General features: G+C 67.9%; 15 protein-coding genes. 7 read left to right on the forward strand and 8 right to left on the reverse strand.

The features are described from left to right. Positions 1–163 precede the first annotated feature (163 nt). Positions 164–724 (forward strand): hypothetical protein, encoded by a 561-nt coding sequence (locus K9D12_RS11705; RefSeq protein ID WP_223060313.1) that lies wholly within the window; start codon positions 164–166, stop codon positions 722–724. Positions 725–730: 6 nt separating this feature from the next. On the opposite strand, the gene K9D12_RS11710 is transcribed toward K9D12_RS11705, so the two are convergent. From K9D12_RS11710 to K9D12_RS11725, 4 genes are all read right to left on the reverse strand, one after another. Then, positions 731–1,405: an endonuclease/exonuclease/phosphatase family protein gene (locus K9D12_RS11710; protein WP_118914887.1), complete on the reverse strand. Its 675-nt coding sequence runs from the start codon at positions 1,403–1,405 to the stop codon at positions 731–733. Next, on the reverse strand, positions 1,402–2,388 hold the full coding sequence (locus K9D12_RS11715) for an ROK family glucokinase (RefSeq protein ID WP_047311480.1): 987 nt from the start codon (positions 2,386–2,388) through the stop codon (positions 1,402–1,404). Before K9D12_RS11715 ends, K9D12_RS11710 begins: the two co-directional genes overlap by 4 nt. Continuing rightward, the gene (locus K9D12_RS11720) at positions 2,385–3,350 is read right to left on the reverse strand and encodes an ROK family glucokinase (RefSeq protein ID WP_223060314.1); all 966 of its coding nucleotides are present in this window, start codon (positions 3,348–3,350) and stop codon (positions 2,385–2,387) included. The genes K9D12_RS11715 and K9D12_RS11720 overlap by 4 nt, the downstream gene beginning before the upstream one ends. A 91-nt stretch (positions 3,351–3,441) precedes the next feature. Next, positions 3,442–3,909 carry an SRPBCC family protein gene (locus K9D12_RS11725; protein ID WP_047311697.1) on the reverse strand — a complete coding sequence of 156 codons (468 nt, stop codon included), beginning with the start codon at positions 3,907–3,909 and terminating at the stop codon, positions 3,442–3,444. A 111-nt stretch (positions 3,910–4,020) separates the two neighbouring features. On the opposite strand from K9D12_RS11725, the gene K9D12_RS11730 reads away from it, so the two are divergent. Continuing rightward, positions 4,021–5,811: a long-chain fatty acid--CoA ligase gene (locus K9D12_RS11730; RefSeq protein ID WP_223060315.1), complete on the forward strand. Its 1,791-nt coding sequence runs from the start codon at positions 4,021–4,023 to the stop codon at positions 5,809–5,811. A gap of 24 nt (positions 5,812–5,835) precedes the next feature. Here K9D12_RS11730 and K9D12_RS11735 read toward each other — a convergent pair whose 3' ends face one another. Together K9D12_RS11735 and K9D12_RS11740 are read right to left on the reverse strand one after the other, a co-directional pair. Then, positions 5,836–6,645, reverse strand: coding sequence for a hypothetical protein (locus K9D12_RS11735; protein WP_223060316.1), 810 nt, complete (start codon positions 6,643–6,645; stop codon positions 5,836–5,838). A 23-nt stretch (positions 6,646–6,668) separates the two neighbouring features. After that, positions 6,669–6,839, reverse strand: coding sequence for a hypothetical protein (locus K9D12_RS11740; RefSeq protein ID WP_165357813.1), 171 nt, complete (start codon positions 6,837–6,839; stop codon positions 6,669–6,671). A gap of 227 nt (positions 6,840–7,066) precedes the next feature. Here K9D12_RS11740 and K9D12_RS11745 point away from each other — a divergent pair, with 227 nt between their 5' ends. Continuing rightward, a complete protein-coding gene (locus K9D12_RS11745; protein ID WP_223060317.1) occupies positions 7,067–8,794 on the forward strand; it encodes a DEDD exonuclease domain-containing protein in 1,728 nt (575 codons plus the stop codon). 7 nt (positions 8,795–8,801) lie between these two features. Here K9D12_RS11745 and K9D12_RS11750 read toward each other — a convergent pair whose 3' ends face one another. Together K9D12_RS11750 and trpD are read right to left on the reverse strand one after the other, a co-directional pair. Then, entirely contained in the window at positions 8,802–9,083 is a 282-nt protein-coding gene (locus tag K9D12_RS11750) for an Lrp/AsnC family transcriptional regulator (protein ID WP_129663110.1), read from the reverse strand. 19 nt (positions 9,084–9,102) lie between these two features. Next, positions 9,103–10,158: an anthranilate phosphoribosyltransferase gene (gene trpD, locus K9D12_RS11755; protein ID WP_129663108.1), complete on the reverse strand. Its 1,056-nt coding sequence runs from the start codon at positions 10,156–10,158 to the stop codon at positions 9,103–9,105. A gap of 216 nt (positions 10,159–10,374) precedes the next feature. Between trpD and K9D12_RS11760 the strand changes: the two genes are divergently transcribed. Genes K9D12_RS11760 through K9D12_RS11775 form a run of 4 tightly spaced genes read left to right on the forward strand, consistent with a single transcriptional unit; the run spans position 10,375 to position 14,747 of the window. Further along, a complete protein-coding gene (locus K9D12_RS11760; RefSeq protein WP_082128771.1) occupies positions 10,375–11,028 on the forward strand; it encodes a heme-copper oxidase subunit III in 654 nt (217 codons plus the stop codon). A 52-nt stretch (positions 11,029–11,080) separates the two neighbouring features. Beyond that, entirely contained in the window at positions 11,081–11,860 is a 780-nt protein-coding gene (locus K9D12_RS11765; protein ID WP_047311474.1) for a c-type cytochrome, read from the forward strand. A 50-nt stretch (positions 11,861–11,910) separates the two neighbouring features. Further along, positions 11,911–13,020, forward strand: coding sequence for a ubiquinol-cytochrome c reductase iron-sulfur subunit (locus K9D12_RS11770; protein ID WP_129663106.1), 1,110 nt, complete (start codon positions 11,911–11,913; stop codon positions 13,018–13,020). Further along, positions 13,017–14,747 (forward strand): cytochrome bc complex cytochrome b subunit, encoded by a 1,731-nt coding sequence (locus K9D12_RS11775; protein ID WP_129663104.1) that lies wholly within the window; start codon positions 13,017–13,019, stop codon positions 14,745–14,747. Before K9D12_RS11770 ends, K9D12_RS11775 begins: the two co-directional genes overlap by 4 nt. The last annotated feature ends 109 nt before the right edge of the window (positions 14,748–14,856 follow it).

The following is a 14,856-nucleotide window of genomic DNA, read 5'->3' on the forward strand; positions in this document are numbered from 1 at the left end:
GAACTTCCTGTTGGGCGTGAGAATCCGATGTCACTCTAGTCGGTGTGACCTATGACGCGTAGCCCGTCCGGGCCGCGGCGTTGCCCCTCTCGTGCCAGGATGTGGGCATGCAGCTCGACGATCTCCGTGGCAGCGCTGTGCCCGCGCGCCGCAACCGCGTTCGATGACGAACGGGCAGCCCGACGAGGCCCGCGACTGGGACGCGGAGTTCGAGGCCATCGCCAAGAGCCTGCGGCCGCAGTCGGATTCCTCTGCCGACGAACCTCATGAGATGCCCCCGGCGAGTCGCCACCGGTTCGACCACGGCTTTGCCGAGCCACCCAAGGACAACTCGCGCGGCGACAGCGCGTCGTCGTCGGCCACGGACGACTCCCCCGTTCCGGGTTTCCGTGACCAGTGGCGGCTGCGTGACGACGCGCCCTCGCTGCCGAACCTGAACACGAATCGACCGCTTGAGGACCCTCCCGAACTCGAGGACGACGACGACTTCGTCCCACCCGAGCCGACGCCCCTCGACAGCGACGACCCGGCAACGATCGTCATGTTGGGCTGCCTCGTGCTGGGCCCGTTGTGGCTGCTCTACCTGCTCTTCTTCGACCGCAACGCCGCAACGTTGTGGTGGAGCCTCGCCGCGCTCATCACCGCAGCCGGCTTCGTCATGGCCGTGGCCCGACAGCCGAAGTCACGCGACGAGGACGATGACGACGACGGGGCGCGCGTCTAAGGCTCGTCAGGCGATGACGGCGTCGACGACGAGCGGGCGATGGTCGGTCGCGACCTTCATCTGCTCTTCGACCGCGGACATGTCGACGGCCGTCAGCGTCAGCTGCGGCGAGGCGTAGATGAAGTCGATGCGCTTGTGCGGGTCGGCCGCGTTGAACGTGTTGATGCGCGGGCCCGCGTCGAGCAGACCGTGATGCTTGAACTCGCGCCCGGCGGGGCCGTTCTCGAGCTCGTTGAAGTCGCCGGCGATCGCCCACGGCAACGTGTGGTCGAGGGTCTCGTCGCCGAGCAGTTCACGCGCGTGTCCACCGCGCAACGCTCCGTAGAGCGACAGGTGCGTGCTGATCGCGACCCACGGCTTCTCACCGGGCAACGCCACCTCCGCCCATGCGTAACCGCGCGGCTCCTGCGGACGCGGCACGGAGTACAGGCCGTGACCGCTGCGACGCACCTCGACGCGCGGCGACGTGATGAGCGCGGTGCTCATGCGATGACGCTTGCCGCCGCCCCAGACCATGCCGAGGCTCTCGGCGAAAGCCGCGACCTTGTGGTTCGAGAACGGGTGACGCGGCATCTCCTGCAGGCACAGCACGTCAGGTCGCGCGTGCTCGATGACTTCGTGCAGCGCGGCCCGGTCGTCCTTGAGGCCCCGCACGTTGTAGCTCATGAGTCGTACCGTCATGCCACGTTTCCTTTCACGGCGCTGCGGGCGAGGTCTGCGGCGCCGACGAGGCCGGCCTCATTGCCGAGTTGCGCCTGGGCGATGCGGGCCTCCGGGCGGTAACCGCGCCCGGGCAGTTGTTTGCGGAAGGCCTCACGCGCCGGACCGAGCAGCATGTCACCGGCGGCGGAGACTCCACCGCCGATGACGAAGGCGCTCGGATCGAACGCGCTGGCGAGGTTGGCGAGGCCAGTGCCGAGCCACGTGCCGATCTCGGCGAGAAGCTCCGCGGCGGTGGCGTCACCGGCCGAGGCGGCCTCGGTGATCATCGGACCGGTCAGCTTCGTCAGGTCGCCGCCGAGGGTGTCCGCGATGTCGTGAGCCATGGGCGATTCGGCGGCGAGCAGCGAGCGAGCTTCGCGCACGAGCGCGTTGCCGCTCGCATACTGCTCCCAGCAGCCGCGGTTTCCGCACTCGCAGCGCAGGCCGCCGGGCACGACCTGCATGTGGCCGAACTCCCCCGCGATGCCGTACCGACCGCGCTGGATCTCCCCGTCGAACAGCACGGCGCCGCCGATTCCGGTTCCCAGGTTGACCATGACGACGTGGCTCTCACCGCGCACGGCACCAAAGCGCCACTCGGCCCAGCACGCCGTGTTGGCGTCGTTGTCGACGAAGACGGGGTGCGTGCACCGCGCGCGCAGGTTCTCGCGCAGCGGCTCGTTGCGCCACGACAGATGCGGGGCGAAAACGACCGTCGAGCGATCCGCTCCGACGAAACCGGCCGCGCCGATGCCGACGGCGGATACATCGCCGAGCGAGTCGCGCTCCGCGACGGCGTCGAGCTCGTCGACGACGCTGACGAGCAGGTCTTCGACGACCGCCGCCTTCGTCGAGCGGTGTGGGGTGTCGCGACGGGCGCGGGCGATGACGTTGCCCTCCTCGTCGACGAGACCGCCGGCCACCTTCGTGCCGCCGATGTCGATACCGATCGCGAGACTCACGCGCGTCCTTCCCTTGCCAGTGCTGCGGCGCCGATGACGCCTGCGTCGTTTCCGAGCGTCGCGACGCAGAAACGAGCCGCGGGGCGGTGCCCGCCGCCGGTCAGCTCCTCGGCGAACGCGACGCGTGCGGGCTCGAGGACGAGGTCGCCCGCCTCGGCGAGGCCTCCCCCGATGACGAAGAGCTGCGGGTCGAGAATCGCCGTGAGCGACGCGGCGCCCTCGCCCAGCCAGCGTCCGATCTCGGCGAGCAGCGCCACCGCCGCTTCGTCACCTTCCTGGGCGGCCTGCGTCACGTGAACGCCCTTGAGGTTCTCCGGCTTGCCGTCGCACAACTCACGCAGACGCTTTCCCTGCGGAGTCCCCTCGTCGACGAGGGCCCGCGCGTCGCGAACGAGCGCGCTGCCGCTGGCGTACATCTCGAAGCAACCTCGGTTGCCACAGCCGCAGAGGTGTCCGTGCGGGACGACGCGCATGTGGCCGATCTCGGCGCCGACGCCGTGGCTGCCGCGGAAGACCTCGCCGCCGAGCACGATGCCTCCGCCGACACCAGTGCCGAGCGTGATCATCACCATGTCGTCGACGTTCTTGCCGCCGCCGTAGCGGAACTCCCCGTACCCGGCGGCGTTGGCGTCGTTCTCGATGACGACGTCGTGACCGGTGGCCTCCTGGAGCTGGGCGCGCAGCGGCTCGTGGCGCCACGCGATGTTCGGTGCGAAAAGGACCGTCGCCCCCTCACGATCGATGTAACCGGCGCACGCAACCCCCACCTTGGGCGTCTCGTCACCATGGGCTCGCGCCTTCTCGGCAAGCTCCCGGATGAGGTCGACCGTGCCGCTGATGATGGCCTCGGCATCCTGCGCGGGCGTGTCACGGCGTGCCTGCTCGACAAGTCGGCCCTCGGCGTCGACGAGACCGCCGGCGATCTTCGTTCCGCCGATGTCGATACCGATGCTCACGCTCACGTTGTGCCCTTCATCCCGCGGAGCCACTCGGGCGACCGCACGTGCCACCAATCCTGAACGGCTCCACGACGGTGGCCAAATCGCCTCGCCGTCACTCGCGGTGCGTCCTTTCCGTGTTTCGGCGCTCGACCTCACGCGCCAAGTCGTCCAGCGCCACCGAAACGACCGTTGCCTCAGCCTTGCGGCGTAGTGCTGTGATGATCGGAATGCCGGGATCCACGTTCAACGTGTACGTGACGGTGCACCCCTGAGCCGCCGGCACGATGCGGTACGAACCCTCCAGGCTCCGTAGCTGCTGCGCCGCGACGAGTGTCCACGCGACCTCCGCTTCCGGGCCCCGCCTCGTCACGCGGTAGCGCAGCCGGAGGACGTCCTTGAGCAGCCCGGCGTCCATCCTCAGCTCTGCGTCGCTCGGCATGCCCGCCGCATCCAACGCGAACACCTCGGCCCGTGTGATCTGCGATGTCCACCTCGGGTAGGCCTCGATGTCGACGACGGTGGCCAGCACCGTCTCCGGATCTGCTGACATCACCCGAGTCGCGTTCGTGTGCTCACCCATGTCGCGACAGTAGGGCATGCGCGCGGAACCTTTCGAGCAAGCCGCTAGGCTGGGCGCGGCATTCGGACGTCAGTCCACCCCGCCACCCCACGCCTCAGACGAAAGGTCGCCATGCAGGAGAGCTGCGAACCTCTGCTCGTTCCCGTCCGCGAGGAAGCGAGTCTTCCGCAGTTGCTCACGACGAACGCGACGCAGCGTGGCGACAAGGTCGGCTACGCCGTGCGCGAGGGGGCCACGTGGCGTGAGATCACCCACCGCGAGTTCCTCGCCGAGGTGGAGCAGTTGGCCAAGGGCTTCATGGCGTCGGGCGTGCGACCGGGCGACCGTGTCGCCCTCATGAGCCACACCCGCTACGAGTGGACACTCGTCGACCTCGCACTGCTCACTGCCGGCGCCGTCGTCGTGCCGGTGTACGAGACGTCGTCGGCCGACCAGATCTCCTGGATCCTTCGCGACTCCGGCTCGATCGCCGCCATCGTCGAGGACGTCGACATGGCCCGCAGCATCGCCACGGTCCGCGACGAGTGCCCGGCCCTGCGTGACGTCTGGCAGATCGACGGCGGACACCTCGACGAGTTGCGTCAGGGTGCCGGCGATGTCAGTGATGCCGAGATGCGCGCACGACGCGACAGCCTCGACGCCGAGAGCATGGCGACGATTATCTACACCTCCGGCACGACCGGCCGCCCGAAGGGCTGCGTGCTGACGCACGGCAACTTCGTTGCGCTGTCGCAGAACGCCCTGGCCCGGATGGACGCGCTCGTCAACGGCGAGGACAACAACGGCACGATGCTGTTCCTGCCGCTCGCGCACGTCTTCGCGCGCCTCATCCAGTACGTGGCGATCGCTTCCGGAACCCGTTTGGGGCACACGTCGATGACCACCCTCGTCGACGACCTCGGGACCTACCGCCCCTCGTACCTGCTCGCGGTGCCGCGGGTGTTCGAGAAGGTGTTCGCCGCGTCGCGTCAGCGCGCAGTCTCTGACGGCAAGGGTCGCGTGTTCGACACCGCCGCCGATGTCGCGACGAAGTACAGCCAGGCCACGAACGCGGGGCGGCGCCCGTCGTTGCTCCTTCGGGCCAAGCACGCGGTCTTCGACCGTCTCGTCTACGCGAAGCTGCGCGCGGCGTTCGGCGGCGAGCTCCGGTACTCGATCTCCGGTGGCGCGCCTTTGGACGCCTCCCTCGCCCACTTCTACAACGGGATCGGCCTTCCCGTTCTTGAGGGCTACGGCCTGACGGAGACGACAGCACCGGCGTCGGTCAACCCGCCGGAGCGACTCAAGATCGGCACCGTCGGCCCGGCATGCCCTGGCGTCTGCCTGCGTATCGCCGAGGACGGCGAGGTGCTCGTCAAGGGCATCAACGTCTTCCGCGAGTACTTGGGCAACCCTGACGCGACCGCAGAGGCGAAGGTCGACGGGTGGTTCCGCACGGGCGATCTCGGCTCGCTCGACGAGGAGGGTTACCTCACGATCACCGGCCGCAAGAAGGACCTCATCGTGACCGCGGGCGGCAAGAACGTCAGCCCGTCGCGCCTCGAGGACGCCCTGCGCTCCGATCCCCTCGTGGCCGAAGCCGTCGTCGTCGGTGACGGCCGCCCGTTCATCACGGCGCTGCTCACCCTCGACGAGGAGGCGCTGCCGGCGTGGGCCAACGAGCACGGCGTCGCCGACCTCGACCCCGAGCAGGCACGCACGCGCCCCGAGGTGCTCGAAGCGCTGCAGGCTGCGGTCGACACGGCCAACCAACTCGTGTCGCGCGCGGAGTCGATCCGCAAGTTCACGGTGCTGCCGGAACACCTCACGGAGGCTTCAGGGCACCTCACACCGTCCCTCAAGGTGAAGCGTCACGTCGTGCTCAAGGACTTCGCCGAGCAGGTCGACGAGCTCTACGCCTGAGCGCGCCTCGGTGGTTCGCCGGCCTCAGCCTCCGGAGTTCAGTGCGCGTTCCAACCACGCGACGAACGACTCGGCGCCTTCGGGGACGATCTGTCGGGCCGAGGAGCCTGCGTGCTCCTCGTCCGCGCGCGACTGCACGAGAAGCTTGAGCACCGCCGCACCTGCGACGTGGGCCAGGTAGGTGACGTAAGCCGCGGACCACTCGTACCCCAGGCGGGCATCACGCTGGAACTGCTGCGCCGACGGTGGACCGGTGAAGTGTCCCTGCCGCGCGTTGTAGGTTGCCGCAAGATTCGGCCAACGTGCGGGGAGCCTCGGCGCCTGGTCGGGGGTTGCGGTCCACTCCGCAGCGCCCTCCTTGAGCCAGAGCGCTGTGCGGTCGGAACCGAAGTGTCGCAACCGCACGTGCGCCAGTTCGTGTGCAATGACGACCTGTCGCCCGATGTCGGTCAGCGATCTCGCCGCGCTGGGCGAGACGAGCACGCGCCCGTCGCTCGTCGTCACGGCTGCCGTCGAGCCGTCGAGGCCGTCAGCAGCCGCAGCGAAGGTGGCGTCGTCGACGACCGCGACCCTCACGCTCCCCTGGGCCTTACCCCAGATCGTGGCCACGTCGCCTGCCGCACGCTTCACAAGGTCCGCCCACTCCGATGCGCTCCCCTCGGTCACCGACAGGTCGATCGAGCCGAGCGGCGTCTCGAGGCGCAACGTCTGCCGCGACGAATCGCCCCCCGAACCCGACGGCGGCTCCGCGTCGCGAGCATCACCGTCGCCACCAGAGCATGCCGCGGCGAGGACGACGGGCAGCAACCCGAGAACACGGCGGCGGGACGGCATGCGCCAACCCTAGAGGGCGCGTCTCAGACGGCCACCTGAAGACCGAACGGCGCGCGCTCGAGACGCGCCTCCGCCGCGTCGTGGGCGGACACGAGGCCGGAGGCGCACAGGGTGTCGAGCACCCGGTGGTCCTCGGCCTCCCACTCGGGTTCGCCGAGGGCCGGTTCGGGCAGCCCGAGGAAGGTCGTGACCACGCATGAGTCGCAAGCGCGACCCCGCACCGGGCAGGAGTTGCACGAGATGAGCATGATGCCCCCTTCGGTTGGTTCTCGCGGCCGTTCGCCCATGCGATCGGCTTGTGACGACGACGGTAGGTGCGGGTACCGACAACCCCGCCATTCAGCGGAATTCATCCGATGGCCGGCGCCATCGAGCCTCGAGGAGCAAGGGGTTGTCGGTGCCGGCATCTACCGTGCGGAGCATGGAGATCACGACAGCGCAGACGGGCGTGCAGACGTCGCTCAGTGACCTCGGCACGCCCCTCGTCGACGTGACGTTCGTCGTGGTCGACCTCGAGACGACGGGCGGGCGCCCCGAGGCCGAGGGCATCACCGAGATCGGCGCCGTAAAGGTGCGCGGCGGCGAGATCCTGGGAGAGTTCGCCACCCTGGTCGACCCCGGCCATGAGATCCCCGTCCAGATCCAGCGCCTCACCGGCATCACGACGAGCATGGTGTACGACGCCCCACGCATCGCGGGGGTTCTGCCGGCCTTCCTCGAGTTCCTCGGACATGACAGCGTTCTCGTGGCCCACAACGCCGGATTCGACGTCGGTTTCCTCAAAGCCGCGTGCGCCGGCCACGCCATCGACTGGCCCGCCCCCGACGTCGTCGACACGGTGAAGCTCGCTCGCGCCCTCGTCCCACGCGACGAGGTGCGCAACCACCGCCTCGGAACCCTGGCCGCACACTTCGGTGCTCACACGACTCCCAATCACCGCGCTCTCGCCGACGCGCGAGCCACGGTCGACGTGCTGCACGCTCTCCTCGCCCGCGCTGGCTCACTCGGTGTGACATCCCGCGAGGATCTCCTCGTCTTCGGCGCCAAGGTGCCCGCTGCGCGTCGCCGTCGCGCGACGATGGCCGACGGCCTACCCGAGGCGCCGGGCGTCTATGTCTTCAAGGACGAGCAGGGCGTTCCGCTCTACGTCGGCACGTCGGGAAACATTAAGCGTCGAGTCAAGAGTTACTTCACGGCCTCCGAGAAGCGGCGCGGAATGGGCCTCATGGTCGACCTCGCGCACACCGTCACGCCGATCCCCTGCGCCACCGCGCTCGAAGCTCATGTGCGCGAGATCCGATTGATCGCAGAGTTCCGCCCTCGCTTCAATCGACGCTCCGCCCGGCCCGAGAAGGCCGCATGGCTCAAGGTCACCGACGAGCGCTTCCCCCGCTTGTCCGTCGTCCGTTCCCGACGCGACGACGAGGCCCTCTACGTGGGCCCGTTCCGATCGAAGACCGCGGCCGGCGCCGCGCGTGACGCCATCCACGACGTGCGCCGGATCCGCCAGTGCACTCAACCGATTTCGAACAAGGGCGCGCCCCCGTGCGTTCTCGCCGAGATCGACCGATGCGACGCCCCCTGCCTCGGCGAACTCACACCGGAGGCCTACGCGCCGATCGTGACGGCTCTGCGCCAGGAGCTCGAGTCCGGCACCTCGACGCTCGTCTCCGATCTCGAAGGACGTCTGACTCGCCTGGCCACCGACGAGCGCTTCGAAGAAGCCCGCGCCACGCGCGACGCCCTCGTGGAGATGCTGCGCGGCACCGATCGTCACCAGCGGCGCGCCCCGCTCGTCCAGAACCCCCACTTCGTCGCTGCCCGACCACGCGCCGGAGGAGGCTGGGAGTTCGCGGTCGTCCGCTACGGACGGCTCGCGGGGTCGGCACACGCGAATCGCGGGGAGGACCCGCGCCCCGTCATCGAGTCACTCGCCCTCTTCGCCGAAGCGGTGTCGCCCACCGACGAGACACTCCCGGAGGAGACGGACGTCGTGCTGCGCTGGCTCGAGCGCCCCGGAACCCGCGTGGTCGACTCGGATCTCCCGTGGGTCAGCCCCGTGGGCGGTGCCGGCGGGGCATTGTCACGGCTCGATCCCCTCGTCGAGCGGGCTCGCGAACTCGCGTGGGAGGAAGAGCGCGCTTCGTGAGGGGTTCTCAGCCGTCGAGGCCTAGGTCGAAGCCGGCCTCGAGGTCGTGCTTGGAGTAGGTACGGAACGCGAGGTGCGTGTCCGTGCCCGTCACGCCGGCGACCTTGTTGATGCGATCGGAGATGACAGGCGCGAGGTCCTCGTAGGAGGGAACGCGCACCATGGCGATGAGGTCGACACCGCCTGTCACGGAGTAGACCTCGTCGACGCCGTCGAGATCGGCGAGCTCCGCGGCCACCTCGGGGATGCGGGAGACCTCGGCTTCGATGAGAACAATTGCGGTGATCACGGGTACACCGTAGCCATCGTCAGCGCGACGCCGAGCGGGAACGTTCGACCCAACCGTCGAGAACTCGGGCAGCAGCACCGGAGTCGATGGCCTCTGCGCCCCGGGCGACGCCGGCTCGCACCGCCTCGGCAAGATCGCCACGTCCACCGAAGCGCTCACCGCTCGCCTGCTGCTCCGTCAGGGCCAACGCGAGCCCCGCGTTGAACAGGACGGCGTCACGCACCGGACCGTGATCGCCGGCCAGCAGACGGCGCACGACCTCGGCGTTCTCGTCCGCCTGGCCACCTCGCAAGGCTTCCAGCGGTGCCGTTTCGAGACCGACGTCCTGCGGGCCGAGCACGTGCTCCTCCACCGCGCCGTCGAACACCCACCACACCGTCGACGTCGTGGCCAGGGTGAGCTCGTCGAGCCCGTCATCACCGCGGAAAACGGCCGCATCCGTGCCGCGCTCGGCGAACACGCCCGCCATGACCGGGGCCATCGCCTTGTTCGCGCACCCGACCGCGGCCACCGCAGGGCGCACAGGGTTGGTCAGCGGACCGAGGAAGTTGAAGGCCGTCGGAACGGCGAGTTCCCGGCGCGTCGTCGCCGCGTGACGCATGGCGGGGTGGAAAAGCTGCGCGAAGAGGAAGGTCATGGGGGCCTCGAGCGCTTCGGCCTGCAGACGCTCGGGCTCCGTCGTGAGATCGACGCCGAGAGCCTCCAGGACGTCCGCAGTGCCCGTCGAACTGGAACTCGCCCGGTTGCCGTGCTTGGCCACTCGCACCCCGGCGCCGGCACAGACGAGAGACGCCATCGTCGAGATGTTCACCGTGTGTGCCATGTCGCCACCGGTGCCGACGATGTCGAGCGTCGGGCCCGGCACCTCGAGAGCGCGCGCGTGTTCGACCATGACGTCCGCGAGGCCCTGAAGCTCCTGCACGGTCTCGCCCTTGGAGTGAAGAGCCACGAGGAACGCAGCCATCCGGACGGGCGACACCTCCCCGGACATGATCGCGTCCATGGCCCCACGAGCCTGCTCATAGCTGAGGTCCTCACCTCGCACGAGGTGTGAGACGAGTTGCGGCCACTGCATTGCGATACCTCGCTGGTGTCGGACGACGGGTTCTCCCCAACTCTAGGCCCGCCGCCGACTCACCCTGTGCCGCCTCCCGATGCGCGGAACGACGCGCATCACACCCACAGCTCGAACCCGTGCGAAACCCAGTGCTCTCACAGCGGAAGTAACAAAAGTGTGTCTCTTCGGGGGGCCGCGTGCGCGATCGGGGAATGGGCAGGACATAATGTCCGGGTGGCGACCGCAACTACAGCTCAGACGAGCGAACACGGCATCCCCGCCGGGCACGGACCGGCGACCCGACCCAACCTGACTGCCGTTGGCACGATGGTGTGGCTCGGAAGCGAACTCATGTTCTTTGCCGGCTTGTTCGCGATGTACTTCACGATCCGCTCCGTGGCAGGTGACCTGTGGCATGACCGCACGCATCACCTCAATGTCACGTTCGCGGCCATCAACACGACGGTCCTCGTGATCTCGTCCGTGTGGTGTCAGCTCGGCGTGTTCAAGGCCGAGCACGGCATCCCGCACCGCACGGGCAAGCTTCTCGAGGTCGGCAAGTGGGGCATGCGCGAGTGGTACTCCCTCACCTACCTGTTCGGCGCGATCTTCGTGTCCGGCCAGGTGCTGGAGTACTCCGAGCTCCACGAGGCGGGCATCTCGCTCGACAGTGACGCCTACGGTTCGATGTTCTACATCACCACCGGCTTCCACGGCATCCACGTGACCCTGGGTCTCCTGGCCTTCCTGCTGATCATCGGCCGTACCTTCACGTCGAAGAACTACAGCCACCACCAGGCCACCGGCGCCATCGTCACGTCCTACTACTGGCACTTCGTCGATGTCGTCTGGATCGCACTGTTCGCCACCATCTACCTCCTGAAGTAATGCGCCACGAACCGCGCCGCATCATTTCCCCGACCGTCGACAGGATGTTCTCGTGAGCACTCTCGCCGCCCGCCGCCGACACCCGGCTGCCCTGTTCGTCGTGCTGCTTCTCGCCCTCGTGGTGACCGGTGGCCTCTACGCCGCGTTCGCGCCCAAGACCGCCAAGGCTGCCGGCGCCAGCGCCGAGGACGTCAAGGCCGGTAAGCAGCTGTTCCTCTCGAACTGCTCCACCTGCCACGGCACCAACGCCACCGGCACCACCTCCGGCCCGTCGCTCGTCGGCGTCGGCGCTGCGTCGGTCGACTTCCAGGTCGGCACCGGCCGCATGCCGCTCGCGGCTCCGAACACGCAGGCCCAGCGCAACAACGTCCAGTTCTCGGACGAGCAGATCGCGCAGATGGCTGCCTACGTCCAGAGCCTGGGCCCCGGCCCGAGCGTTCCGGAGAAGGAGTACACGACCCCGGGCGGCAACGCCGCCAAGGGTGGCGAGCTCTTCCGCGTCAACTGCGCCATGTGCCACAACGCCTCCGGCCAGGGCGGCGCCCTGACGCGAGGCAAGTACGCCCCGACCCTGATGTCGGTCAGCGGCAAGCACATCTACGAGGCCATGGTCACGGGCCCGCAGTCGATGCCGGTGTTCAACGACACCAACCTCTCGCCGCAGGACAAGAAGGACATCATCACCTACCTCAAGCACGTCGAGAACGACCCTGCTGAGGGCGGTCACAACCTCGGTGCTCTCGGCCCGGTGACGGAGGGCATGTTCGCCTGGACGTTCGGTATCGGCCTGTGCATCGGTGTGGCCGTGTGGCTCGGACGTAAGGCGGCCTGATGAAGTTTCCCCGTTTCGGATCTGACTCGTCAGACAGGAATCGCAAGAACATGAATGAATCCGGCGCTTCGGCGCACCCGGGTGAGGGCTCGTCGGACTACGCTCCGGTCAGCCTGAACGACGGGCACATCGAGGGCACGGGCGCACTTCCCGACCGCTTCGAGAACCCCGGCCTCCCGCCGCACGTCCACCGTCTCGGTGACGAGGACCCGGCTGCTGCCAAGCGGTCCGAGCGTCAGGTCGCAACCCTGTTCATCATGTCGATGCTCGCCACGGTGCTGTTCGTCGTGGCCTACTTCGCGATCGACAAGAACTCGGTCATGACGATCCCGTTCGTCGGCCCGACCAAGGCGCTTCACTTCGTTCTCGGCTTCACGCTGGCGCTGTCGCTGCTCGGTATCGGCCTCGGTGCCGTCCACTGGGCGAAGACGATCATGCCGGACGAAGAGGTCATCGAAGAGCGTCACGAGCTGAAGTCGGACGACGAGGCCTGGGAAGCCGCCGCCAACATCATGACCGGTGGCGCCGAGGCTGCTCAGCTCAAGCGTCGCCCGCTCCTGAAGTGGACGCTCGGTGGCGCGCTCGGCCTGTTCGCCGTGCCGGTCGCCCTCCCCCTCCTCGGTGGCCTGGGCCCGATGCCGAAGCTCGACCTCGTCAAGACGATGTGGGACACGAAGATCAACGGGCGCGGCCGTCGTCTCATGCGTGACCCGGAAGGCACCGCCATCCGCGCGTCCGACGTGACGCTGGGCTCGGTCTTCCACGTCCTGCCCGAGGGTGTCAACGACACCGAGCACCCCCTCAACGAGAAGACGAAGGCCTCCGTGATCCTCGTCCGTCTCGACGAGGCCAAGATCAAGTCGGAGCGTCAGCGTCAGTGGGGTGTCGACGGCATCGTCGCCTACTCCAAGATCTGCACGCACGTGGGTTGCCCGGTGGGCCTCTACGAGCAGCAGACGCACCACCTGCTCTGCCCCTGCCACCAGTCCACGTTCGACATGACGGACGACTGCAAGGTCATCTTCGGCCCGGCCAAGCGCCCGCTGCCGCAGCTGAAGATCTCCGTCGACGACGAGGGCTACCTCGTGGCTGACCAGGGCTTCAAGCGCCCGGTCGGACCGAGCTTCTGGGAAGACAACGGGAAGGAACTCAAGTCGTGAGCACCGCTGCTTCCGCGCGCGACTCGCACGCTCCGACGACGCAGCGTCAGGACCCCAAGGGCGGCCTGGCGGGTGTGTCGAACTGGATCGACGAGCGCAGCGGCGCCGCCAAGGGCGTGCGCTTCCTCATGAAGAAGGTCTTCCCGGATCACTGGAGCTTCATGCTCGGTGAGGTCGCGCTGTACTCCTTCATCATCCTGCTCATCACCGGTACGTTCCTCACCTTCTGGTTCGTGCCGTCGATGGGCCACACCACCTATAACGGCTCGTACGTGCCGCTGCAGGGCATCCAGATGTCCGAGGCCTTCGCCTCGACCCTCGACATCTCGTTCGACATCCGCGGTGGTCTGCTGATCCGTCAGCTCCACCACTGGGCGGCTCTGCTGTTCGTCGTGTCGATCATGATGCACATGTTCCGCGTGTTCTTCACGGGTGCTTTCCGCAAGCCGCGTGAGATCAACTGGGTCATCGGAACCCTGCTGTTCATGCTGGCCATCATCGAGGGCTTCATGGGCTACTCCCTCCCGGACGACCTCCTGTCCGGTACGGGTATCCGAGCGATGCAGGGCTTCATCCTCTCCACGCCGATCGTCGGTACGTACATCTCGTACGGCCTCTTCGGCGGCGGTTTCCCCGGCGAGATGATCATCCCCCGCTTCTACTCGCTGCACATCCTGCTCATCCCGGCCATCATGGTGGCGCTTCTCGCGGCTCACCTCATCCTGCTCGTCGTGCACAAGCACACGCAGTACCCCGGCCCGGGTCGCACGGACAAGAACGTCGTGGGCTTCCCGCTCATGCCGGTGTACATGGCCAAGGCCGGCGGCTTCTTCTTCATCGTCTTCGGCATCACGGCTCTCATCTCGAGCCTCGTCGGCATCAACGCCATCTGGGCGTACGGTCCGTACGAGCCGACGCAGGTGACCGCCGGTTCGCAGCCTGACTGGTACATGGGCTTCGCCGACGGTGCGCTGCGACTGCTTCCCGGCTTCCTCGAGTTCGTCGCTCTCGGCCACACCTGGAGCATGAACATCTTCCCGGGCTCGATCGCCCTGCTGCCGATCTTCTTCGGCATGATCGCGATCTACCCGTGGATCGAGAACTGGGTCACCGGCGACAAGCGCGAGCACCACGTGCTCGACCGTCCGCGCAACGCTCCGACGCGTACCGCCATCGGTATGGGCTTCGCGGTGTTCTACGCGGTGCTCATGTTCGCGGCCGGTAACGACATCATGGCGATCAAGCTGCACATGTCGATCAACGACATCACGTACTTGTTCCGCTTCCTCGTGATCTTCGGCCCGATCATCGCCTTCTGGGTGACGAAGCGCATCTGCCTCAGCCTGCAGCGTCACGACCGTGACCTCGTGCTGCACGGCCGTGAGTCGGGTCGCATCGTGCGCACCCCCGAGGGTCGCTTCTTCGAGGCGCACGAGGAGGTCGACGAGTTCACCCGCTGGCGTCTGGTCGGCTACGAGGCTCAGGCCCCGAGCAACATCGACACCTCCGGCCTTGAGGGCAAGGAGCTGAAGAAGGCGAAGCGTCGCAACCGCTGGACCAACTTCTACTTCCGTGACCGCATCGCCCCCGTCACGCCTGCCGAGCTCGAAGCGGCTCAGCACCACGGTGACCACGACGAGCTTGAGGCTGCGGTCCTCGAGGACGCGAAGTCCGATCAGTTCGTCGGTGAACTTCACGGTGGCTCCGAGGAGACGGGTCAGCGCTGAGTCAGCTCGCTGCACCACACGAAGGAGGGGGGGGGGGGGGGGGCCCCGCCGGGGGGGGCGGGGGGGGGGGGGGGTGGGGGTGGGAGGAGGGGGGGGGGGGGGGGGGCGG

It is taken from the genome of Dermacoccus sp. Tok2021, from assembly GCF_019895135.1.
Taxonomy (GTDB): domain Bacteria; phylum Actinomycetota; class Actinomycetes; order Actinomycetales; family Dermatophilaceae; genus Dermacoccus; species Dermacoccus abyssi.

Excerpts from the sequence above, each read along its gene's own strand:
- K9D12_RS11710 (WP_118914887.1), bottom strand. The coding sequence starts at position 1,405 with ATGACGGTACGACTCATGAGCTACAACGTGCGGGGCCTCAAGGACGAC.
- K9D12_RS11735 (WP_223060316.1), bottom strand. The coding sequence starts at position 6,645 with ATGCCGTCCCGCCGCCGTGTTCTCGGGTTGCTGCCCGTCGTCCTCGCC.
- K9D12_RS11705 (WP_223060313.1), top strand. The coding sequence starts at position 164 with ATGACGAACGGGCAGCCCGACGAGGCCCGCGACTGGGACGCGGAGTTC.
- K9D12_RS11725 (WP_047311697.1), bottom strand. The coding sequence starts at position 3,909 with ATGGGTGAGCACACGAACGCGACTCGGGTGATGTCAGCAGATCCGGAG.
- K9D12_RS11730 (WP_223060315.1), top strand. The coding sequence starts at position 4,021 with ATGCAGGAGAGCTGCGAACCTCTGCTCGTTCCCGTCCGCGAGGAAGCG.
- K9D12_RS11770 (WP_129663106.1), top strand. The coding sequence starts at position 11,911 with ATGAATGAATCCGGCGCTTCGGCGCACCCGGGTGAGGGCTCGTCGGAC.
- K9D12_RS11745 (WP_223060317.1), top strand. The coding sequence starts at position 7,067 with ATGGAGATCACGACAGCGCAGACGGGCGTGCAGACGTCGCTCAGTGAC.
- trpD (WP_129663108.1), bottom strand. The coding sequence starts at position 10,158 with ATGCAGTGGCCGCAACTCGTCTCACACCTCGTGCGAGGTGAGGACCTC.